Source organism: Hymenobacter tenuis, assembly GCF_054780495.1.
This window is the reverse complement of sequence record NZ_BAAGWF010000001.1, coordinates 2385526-2394054: the sequence shown is the minus strand read 5'-3', so window position 1 is coordinate 2394054 and position 8529 is coordinate 2385526. Positions and strand designations below refer to the sequence as shown.

Below are 8529 nucleotides of genomic sequence, written 5' to 3'. Positions count from 1 at the left end.
CCAACCTTATCATCTGCCAATGCCCCCTGCGACTTCGTGCTGCAGGGGGCATTTGTATGTTACCCCCCACCCGGGTCCTCTTCCGCCTTGGCGCTGACTTGGTCTGCCTAGTATAACCCCACGCTACTATTCTCGCGTACTCTACGTAGGAGCTGTGCGGAATAAGGTTTGTAACCTCGGCGGAAAGGTATTTGACGTCTAAGTAGAATTGCTCAGTTTGATTAAAGTTTAGCGTCAGCCTACTACTCCATCGTTAAGAATTGCCTTGGCACCTAACACTATAGTTTTGCTTAAAAGGACATTCAACGTATAGAGTTAGGGAGTATTTACTAGGGCTTGCTTTGCTGTAGACCCTTTACCTATTTATTATAGTCCGATTAATACTGTCTCACTGCATCGTTTCGTAAGAGAACGTGTATAGTGTTTATCTTCACGACTACCCTTTCTCTTTCGCATGGCGTTTACCTATCCATGGTTTCTACTGGGGCTACTGGGCATTGCTGTTCCGATTGCAATCCATTTGTTTGAATTACGTCGTCCACAACGGCTGCTATTTTCTAATGTGGACTTCATCCAGGAAATCAAGCTAGTCACGGCTCGGCAACGGAGGATCAAGCACTTGCTGGTTCTGGCAGCTCGAATTGGATTAATTGTATCTCTAGTTCTTCTCTTTGCTCAGCCTTTTATTCCTGCTCCGCAAAGCAGTAACTCTACAAGTAATACGATTGGCGTACTCGTAGATAACTCTCCCAGCATGCGGCAGCTAGGGAAGGGAGACCAACCTGTTTTGGAGCGTGCTATTCAGGAGGCTGCTGACTTGCCATTAGCCTTCTCTGCTTCTACCAGATTTGAATTGCTACCTAGTAAGCAGAAGCCACTCGATCCTGCGCAGTACCGGGCAGCGCTGGACTTGCTGCAAGTTAGCGGTCAAGCCAGCGTACTAGGTGCCCAACTTGAGCAAACCCAATATCGGGGCAACCCCGGGCCATTATTTGTCTTCTCTGATTTTCAGCGCAATAACTTTTCAGCCCAAGCCCTTCAGAAAATAGACCCGTCTCGGCAAGTATTTCTGGTGCCCTTGGCCACTGGAAGCAAACCCAATGTATTCGTTGATAGTGTTTGGCTAGATGATGCTTTTGTGCGCGCAAACGCAGATCTGACATTGCACGTGAGGTTGCGAAATGGTGGGACACAACTTGCAGAAAATTGCCAGACGAAGCTGTTCGTTGGCCGACAGCAGGCGGCTTCCTTTCGTGTTTCGGTGCCACCTCAGCAAGCTGTTGTTTCTCAGGTCAGAATTCGATTGACCAGTAATGAGGTGCAGAAATGCCGGGTTGAGATAGAAGATTTTCCGGTTGATTTTGATAATACCTACTTTTTTACTCTGCAGCCGGCAGCCCAAATACGGGTGGTGGAGGTAGCAGCTGAAGGCACGCTAGGCCAGTTATATGGCAATGAGCCCCTATTCGGTTATCAGCTAGTCTCTCCTCAATCAGCTGACTATCGGAAAGTAGCGGCAGCAAACCTGATAGTAGTTCGCGAAGCCTCCGTTCTTTCAACGGGCATGCGCGAAAGCTTACGGCGAGCAGTGCAGCAAGGTGCAACGCTAGTAGTTATTCCTGCTGCATCAGTAAATAGTCGCGAGTCATATGGGCAGTTGTTTCGTGAGCTGGGGCTAGGGCCTGTACAATGGTTACCATTGCCTCAGAATGGCCCGGTGTTGCAGGAAGTGGCTATGCCGAGTGCCCAAAATCCATTTTTTAAGGATGTTTTTGCGGCGGCAAATCCTAGAGCCGGGATGCCAAAAGCTGCACCTGTGCTACGCTGGGCCCGTTCAGGCGCAGAAGTTCTGCGAATGCGTGATGGTGAAGGATACCTCTCGGGCTTTTCTAGCGGCTCCGGAATGGTGTATGTGTTCGCTGCACCTTTTAGCGCACCGTACTCCGACTTTGCCCAGCATCCTTTGCTAGTACCTACCATGTACCGGTTGGCAATGCAAAGCTATCAGCAGGAACAACAGCCAGCGTACCGGCTTAACCAGCCATCTGTAAGCGTGCGGCTGTCCTTATCCACTGATGCTAGGGGTGCCGAAGCAGTTTACCGCTTGGTGCAAGATAGCCTCAGCTTCATTCCTGTGCAGCGCACACAAGGTGCTTCGCTACGCTTGGAAGTGCCGCCAACTCTGCGCCAGCCCGGATTTTACTCATTGCAGCGCGCTGGCAAGACGGTTGCTACCTTGGCCTTCAACTTTGATAAGCGCGAATCTGACTTGCGAAGTTACTCCGCTGCTGATCTTCGGCAGATGGTAGGTTCCAGCCATCCTAATGTGCAGGTATATGAGGTAGGAGAGGGGCAAACGGCCGCCGCCCGCTACAAGGCTACTCGCGTAGGTGTGCCGTTGTGGCGCTATTGCTTATGGGCCGCACTTGGTTTCCTGCTCTTGGAAGGCCTGCTTTTGCGCTTCAATCGGCAGAAGGCCCAGGTAGCTGCTGGAAGTCAAGGAATGGCGGCCTAGTAATAATCGGGGAATAGCGGTGTGGTGGATTTGGCGCATCAGATTGTAGCAGGAGCTTGTATCTTGCTGCCTTTATCATCTTTTGGCTTTGGCATCCACTCCATCCTCTCCTAACCCCGTTGTCCGTACAGCCGCTTTGTGTGGCTTGGTTGCGGGCGCGCTTTGCATTAGTTGGGTACTGTTTCTGTACCTCTCTGATAACAACCCCTATGGCCCAAAACGGACGTTATCGGACTTCTTTCCACCTATTGCGGCTGTAGTCAGCCAGATTCTACTGCGGCGTTATTATGCCGAGGGACCCGGCCTTTGGAAATCTATTGGGGTAGGCATGCTGACGGCCCTAGTAGCGGCTGGTATAGCTGCCGTTGGTTTATACACCTTCTCGCGATTAACAGGCCCGGAACTGATAGAACAACAGCTGGTTGAAGCCAAGCAGCTACTGGAGGCCACCAAGGCAATGTATCAAAAGCAGGTTAATGGTATGCAGCAGTATGAGGCCACGCTGCGCAACCTAGCCCGTACACCCGAAAGCTTTGCGCAGGATGAACTGTTTAAAAAGATGTTTTTAGGCGTGTTGTTGAGTATCCCTAGTGGGGTGTTTTTGCGGAAATAATCTACCTTCCAGCATTCATCTTCACTTATTCTCAGCTTTTATGGAAAACACGACTACCACAACGACTACCACTTCCTCCGTTGGAATTCGCTATGGATTGATAACGGGCATCCTGTCTACTATTTTATCGTTCTTGCAGTTAACCTTGGTAGAGGACCCTGAAACCCCTCTGCGGTGGTTAAGCGGTATTGTATTTATTGTTGGTATTGTACTGGCCCATAAGTACTTCAAGCAGCATAATAGCGGCTTTATGAGCTACGGGCAGGGGCTCACAATTGGAGTTATCGTATCAGTAGTAGCGGGCATTATCAGCAGTGTGTTCAGCTACATCTACATCAACTTCATTGACCCCGACTACATGAATCGGGTAATGGATATTACCCGCAGCCGTATGGAAGAGCGTGGGATGGACGATGCCCAAGTTGATCAAGCCATGGCCATGGCTTCTAAGTTCAGCAGTGGGCCAATTACCATTATTTTTGGATTATTAAGTGCTTTGCTGATAGGCTTTATCCTGTCTCTAGTCATTTCGGCCTTCACCAAACATACCCGTCCTGAGTTTGAGTAAGCGTCTTTCGCAGTTTTTTCCCGTTGAGCTTTCCCTAGTTATTCCGTTGCTCAACGAAGCCGAGTCCTTGCCGGAACTCACGCGCTGGATTCATCGGGTGCTTACGCAGCACGGGCTAACGTATGAAGTTATCCTAATTGATGACGGCTCAACGGATAATTCCTGGGAAGTTATTGAGGAGCTGGCTGCTGAGGATGTGCATATCCGGGGCATCCGGTTTAACCGCAACTACGGTAAGTCGGCGGCACTGAATGTGGGCTTCAAGGAGACTACCGGTCGGGTAGTATGCACCATGGACGCCGATCTGCAGGACTCGCCGGAGGAATTGCCGGAACTGTACCGCATGATTACCCAGGAAGGCATGGACTTGGTGAGCGGCTGGAAAAAGAAACGCTTCGATCCGCTCAGCAAAACCATTCCTACCAAGCTGTTTAACGGCGTCACCCGGTGGATTTCGGACATACAGCTTCATGATTTCAACTGCGGATTAAAGGCCTACGACAGCCGCGTGGTGAAGAGCATTGAGGTGTACGGCGAAATGCACCGCTACATCCCGGTGATTGCCAAGTGGGCAGGCTTCCGCAAGATTGGCGAGAAGGTGGTGCAGCACCAAGAGCGCAAATACGGCACGACCAAGTTTGGGCTTGAGCGGTTTGTGTACGGCTTCCTCGATTTGATGAGCATCACGTTTGTGAGCCGATTCCGGCGGCGGCCCATGCACTTTTTTGGCGCACTGGGCACAGTGTCTTTCTTGTTTGGGATGTTGATTACGCTCTGGCTGGTAATTGAAAAAGTGTGGCTAGCAAGCCATAATGTACGGGCCCGCGATGTAACAGCTCAACCGTTGTTTTTCCTGGCGCTGGTGGCCGTTATAGTAGGCGTACAGCTCTTTCTGGCGGGTTTTCTGGCTGAAATGGTGCAGCTAAACGGCGCCAACCGCAACGACTACCTGGTAAAAGAGAGACTCAACCTGAAATAAGCTTTTATTTAACACGTCATGCTTTGGCTTCGGCCGGGGCATGACGTGCTTTTTCTACCTAAGCTGAGGCGCATGAAAGTTGTGATTATTGGGCCAGCGTATCCACTACGGGGCGGGTTGGCGACTTACAACGAACGATTGGCTAGGGCATTTAAAGAAGCCGGCGACGATGTACGCCTCGTCACGTTCTCGCTGCAATACCCCAATTTCCTGTTTCCGGGCCAGACGCAGTTCAGCACCGGCCCGGCTCCCGACGACCTGTCCATTGAGGTTAGCCTGAACTCTGTGAACCCGCTGAGCTGGTATCGGGTTGGCGACAAGCTACGGCAGGAGCGGCCCGACCTGGTTATATTTCGGTTCTGGCTGCCGTTTATGGGGCCCGCCCTGGGTACGGTGGCCCGCCTGATCCGGCGCAACGGCCATACCCGCATTGTGGCCATTACTGACAATGTGGTTCCGCATGAAAAACGCCCCGGTGACCGGCCGCTTACCCGTTACTTCCTGGCTTCGTGTCATGGTTTCGTGACGATGAGCCGGGCCGTGCTGGCCGATTTGCGCCGCCTGCATTTCCGGCAGCCGGCCCAGTATAAGCCCCATCCACTCTACGACAACTTCGGGCCCCTAAAGCCTAAGTCGGAAGCCCTACACGCCCTAGGCCTCGACCCCAGCTTTGGTTACCTACTGTTTTTTGGCTTTATCAGGGCCTATAAAGGACTCGATATTCTGCTGCAAGCGTTTGCCGATGAGCGGCTGGCTAAGCTCCCCGTGAAGCTAATTATTGCGGGAGAGTATTACGAGGATGCCGCACCGTATGAAGAACTCATCCAGCGGTTTCAGCTAGAAAACCGCCTAGTACGGGCCACCGACTTTATCCCGAATGAGCAGGTAGTAGACTATTTCTGCGCCGCCGACATGGTTGTGCAGCCATACAAAAACGCCACGCAAAGCGGCGTATCCCAGATTGCCTACCACTTTAGCCGGCCCATGCTGGTGACGGATGTAGGCGGCCTGGCCGAGCTGATTCCGAATGGGGAGGTTGGCTACGTAGTGGCACCTAGTCCGAAAGCCATTGCCGATGTCTTGGTCGACTTCTACGAGCATGATCGGGAGCAAGAGTTTACGGCCGGCGTGTGGGCTAAGAAGAAGGAGTTTTCGTGGGAGGAAATGGTGAAAGCGCTGAAGGAAGTAGCTCAAAAAAATCAGTCTTCATCGGGAGCGTAGCATTACGCTCTACCCATGAAGACTGACACAAGAAGCCATACGTGCTACACTGGCACACTAGCCTCTACCGCCGCGAAAACCTTGGCTGCAGGCAGATCCTCCATGCAACTGGTTTCGCCGAGCTTGCAGGAGCCGCGGTAGAAGCATACGCACTCCCGGTTGGGCTGCACCAGCTGGCCGCGCCCGTACAGATCGAACTCGTAGGGGTTGAAGATATTATTCATCAGGATGGTAGGCTTGCGCAGCGCAATGCTGATGTGCATGGCCATAGTTACCTGCGTCACGATGCCATCCATCTGGTGCATCAAGTTGATGAACTGCTGCAGCGGGAACGTGCCCAGGTACGTGGCGCCGGTAGCGGCCTGCAAGCGTTGGTTGCGTTCATCTTCGGCCTCGCCGCCGAGTAGCACCGGCGCGTAGCCGGCCTGCTGGAGTTGCTCAATCAGCGTCACCCACTTGTCATCCGACCAGAGCCTGGTCGTCCACCGGTCGCCGCAGCCGGTGTTCAGGCCAATGCGAGGCCTAGTGGCAGGCAATGCGCTCCAGTCGTATCCTTTGTCGTCGTGGGTATCGAACACGTATTCCTCACCCCGAAACTCGTAGCCGCACAGCTCGAATATTTCCTGCACGTAGGGCTTCTGGTTCTGCAGGCTCAGCTGGTCGAAAACGCCGGTCAGGAACTTGTGGTTGGCCAGTCTGTTGCCGGGCCACGCTACCCCGTATTGTGGGTGCAAGGTGTACCCGAACTTTTCGTGGGCCTTAATTGAATCGTGCAGTGCGCAGGCTTCCTTGTCTTTATCGAGGTTGAACAGGATATCGAACTCGCGCTGCTGGAGGTGCAACACGGCCGGCAAATCCAGCTTGAGCACTTCTTCAATTTCGCCCTGGGGCAGAATAGCGGGCGTGAGCGTGAGCCACGTGATTTTACAGGCCGGATACTCCTGCCGCAGCCGGCGCAGCAACGGAGTCGTCCGAATTACGTCGCCGATGGCCCCGAGCTTGATAATGAGGATGCGCTGCTGAATAGGCGTGTACACCGGACAGCCCTGGCACTGGTAGCCGTGCTCCTTGTTGGGGCGACAGGGAATATCACCGCGAAAATGGCGGCAGTCGGGATGAACGGTGATGCCGTTGAGGTCGGGCATTGAAATAGAAACTTGGAAATAGGAAGCCACTAGGCCTTTCATACTCAGCAAGGTGCAGCAGCCGCTAGGCCGCTTTCGGCTTACATCCCCACGTAGTTAGTGGGGGAAATAGCGCGCAGCTCGCCCTTTACTTTGTCGCTCACTTCCAGGGTATCAATAAACTCACTAATGGTTTGCTGCGTGATAGCACCGTGCGTGCGGGTAAGCGCTTTCAGCGCGTTGTACGGATCGGGGTAGTTCTCGCGGCGCAGAATGGTTTGCAGCGCTTCAGCTACTACCGGCCAGTTAGCCTCCAGGTCGCGGTGCAAGGCGGCTTCATCCAGGGCCAGCTTATCGAGGCCGCGCTGCAGAGCCGTGAGGGCGATGAGGGTGTGGCCCAGCGGCACGCCTAGGTTACGCAACACGGTAGAGTCGGTGAGGTCGCGCTGGAGGCGGCTGATAGGCAGCTTGGCCGAGAGGTGTTCGAGCACGGCATTGGCCAGGCCCAGATTACCTTCGGCATTTTCAAAGTCGATGGGATTGACCTTGTGCGGCATGGCCGAGGAACCCACTTCGCCGGCTTTAATGGTCTGGCGGAAATAACCCATCGAAATATACTGCCACACGTCGCGGGCTAGGTCAATCAGAATGGTATTGAGGCGCTTGAGGGCGTCGCAAAGGGCTGCTAGGTGGTCGTAGTGCTCAATCTGGGTGGTAGGGTGGCTGCGCTTCAGGCCCAGGCGGCCTTCCACAAACTGGCGGGCGAAATCGTGCCAGTTGGTATCAGGGTAAGCGACATGATGGGCGTTAAAGTTGCCGGTAGCCCCGCCAAACTTGGCTCCGAACGGAATCTGACCTAGTAACTCTACCTGGGCATCGAGCCGGGCCACAAACACCTGTACTTCCTTACCTAAGCGGGTAGGGGAGGCCGGTTGGCCGTGCGTGCGGGCTAGCATCGGAACAGAAGCCCAGTCGTTGGCGCGGGCGGCTAGCTGGTTGCGCACTTTGGCATAAGCCGGCAGCAGCGTATGAATCAGGGCGTGCTGCAGGCTAAGCGGAATAGCGGTGTTGTTGATGTCCTGCGAGGTCAGGCCGAAGTGAATAAACTCTAGGTACTGCCCCAGGCCCAAGGCCGTAAACTCGTCGCGCAGAAAATATTCTACGGCTTTTACATCGTGGTTGGTTACCCGTTCGTGCGCTTTTACGGCTTCAGCATCCTGCTCCGTAAAGCTGGTATAGAGGGCTCGTAGGCTTTCGAACACGCCCGGATCAACTTCCTGTAGCTGCGGCAAGGGCAGTTCGCAGAGAGCAATAAAGTATTCTACTTCTACCAGCACGCGGTAGCGAATCAGAGCCAGCTCCGAAAAATAAGGGGCTAGCAGCGCGGTCTGACGGCGGTAGCGCCCATCTAGCGGCGAAACGGCAGTAAGGGAAGTAAGCTGAGCGTAGTCGACAGTGGCAGACATGCGTAGAAGGAAGAAATGGCCAGGACAGGTCAAAGGTAGCGGA

General features: G+C 53.7%; 7 protein-coding genes. 5 read left to right on the top strand and 2 right to left on the bottom strand.

Features of this window, described 5'->3' with window-relative positions; translation table 11 throughout:
* Positions 1 to 454: 454 nt before the first annotated feature.
* The 5 genes from ACYVGU_RS10380 (at position 455) to ACYVGU_RS10360 (ending at position 5896) form a co-directional block, all read left to right on the top strand.
* A complete protein-coding gene (locus tag ACYVGU_RS10380) occupies positions 455 to 2515 on the top strand; it encodes a BatA domain-containing protein (protein WP_460621980.1) in 2061 nt (686 codons plus the stop codon).
* 88 nt (positions 2516 to 2603) lie between these two features.
* Positions 2604 to 3128 (top strand): DUF4199 domain-containing protein, encoded by a 525-nt coding sequence (locus tag ACYVGU_RS10375; RefSeq protein ID WP_460621979.1) that lies wholly within the window; start codon positions 2604 to 2606, stop codon positions 3126 to 3128.
* Positions 3129 to 3168: 40 nt separating this feature from the next.
* Positions 3169 to 3696: a DUF4199 domain-containing protein gene (locus ACYVGU_RS10370; protein ID WP_460621978.1), complete on the top strand. Its 528-nt coding sequence runs from the start codon at positions 3169 to 3171 to the stop codon at positions 3694 to 3696.
* Positions 3689 to 4675 (top strand): glycosyltransferase family 2 protein, encoded by a 987-nt coding sequence (locus ACYVGU_RS10365; protein ID WP_460614768.1) that lies wholly within the window; start codon positions 3689 to 3691, stop codon positions 4673 to 4675. Before ACYVGU_RS10370 ends, ACYVGU_RS10365 begins: the two co-directional genes overlap by 8 nt.
* Positions 4676 to 4747: 72 nt before the next feature.
* On the top strand, positions 4748 to 5896 hold the full coding sequence (locus tag ACYVGU_RS10360) for a glycosyltransferase family protein (RefSeq protein ID WP_460621977.1): 1149 nt from the start codon (positions 4748 to 4750) through the stop codon (positions 5894 to 5896).
* 44 nt (positions 5897 to 5940) lie between these two features.
* Here ACYVGU_RS10360 and ACYVGU_RS10355 read toward each other — a convergent pair whose 3' ends face one another.
* Entirely contained in the window at positions 5941 to 7083 is a 1143-nt protein-coding gene (locus ACYVGU_RS10355; RefSeq protein ID WP_460621976.1) for a glycosyltransferase family 9 protein, read from the bottom strand.
* A 38-nt stretch (positions 7084 to 7121) separates the two neighbouring features.
* Complete coding sequence (gene purB, locus ACYVGU_RS10350) at positions 7122 to 8486, bottom strand: adenylosuccinate lyase (RefSeq protein WP_460621975.1); 1365 nt, start codon at positions 8484 to 8486, stop codon at positions 7122 to 7124.
* Positions 8487 to 8529 lie beyond the last annotated feature (43 nt).

Bases quoted from the DNA above. Each gene is read 5' to 3' on its own strand.
- ACYVGU_RS10370 (WP_460621978.1), top strand. From the start codon at position 3,169: ATGGAAAACACGACTACCACAACGACTACCACTTCCTCCGTTGGAATT.
- ACYVGU_RS10380 (WP_460621980.1), top strand. From the start codon at position 455: ATGGCGTTTACCTATCCATGGTTTCTACTGGGGCTACTGGGCATTGCT.
- ACYVGU_RS10360 (WP_460621977.1), top strand. From the start codon at position 4,748: ATGAAAGTTGTGATTATTGGGCCAGCGTATCCACTACGGGGCGGGTTG.
- purB (WP_460621975.1), bottom strand. From the start codon at position 8,486: ATGTCTGCCACTGTCGACTACGCTCAGCTTACTTCCCTTACTGCCGTT.
- ACYVGU_RS10355 (WP_460621976.1), bottom strand. From the start codon at position 7,083: ATGAAAGGCCTAGTGGCTTCCTATTTCCAAGTTTCTATTTCAATGCCC.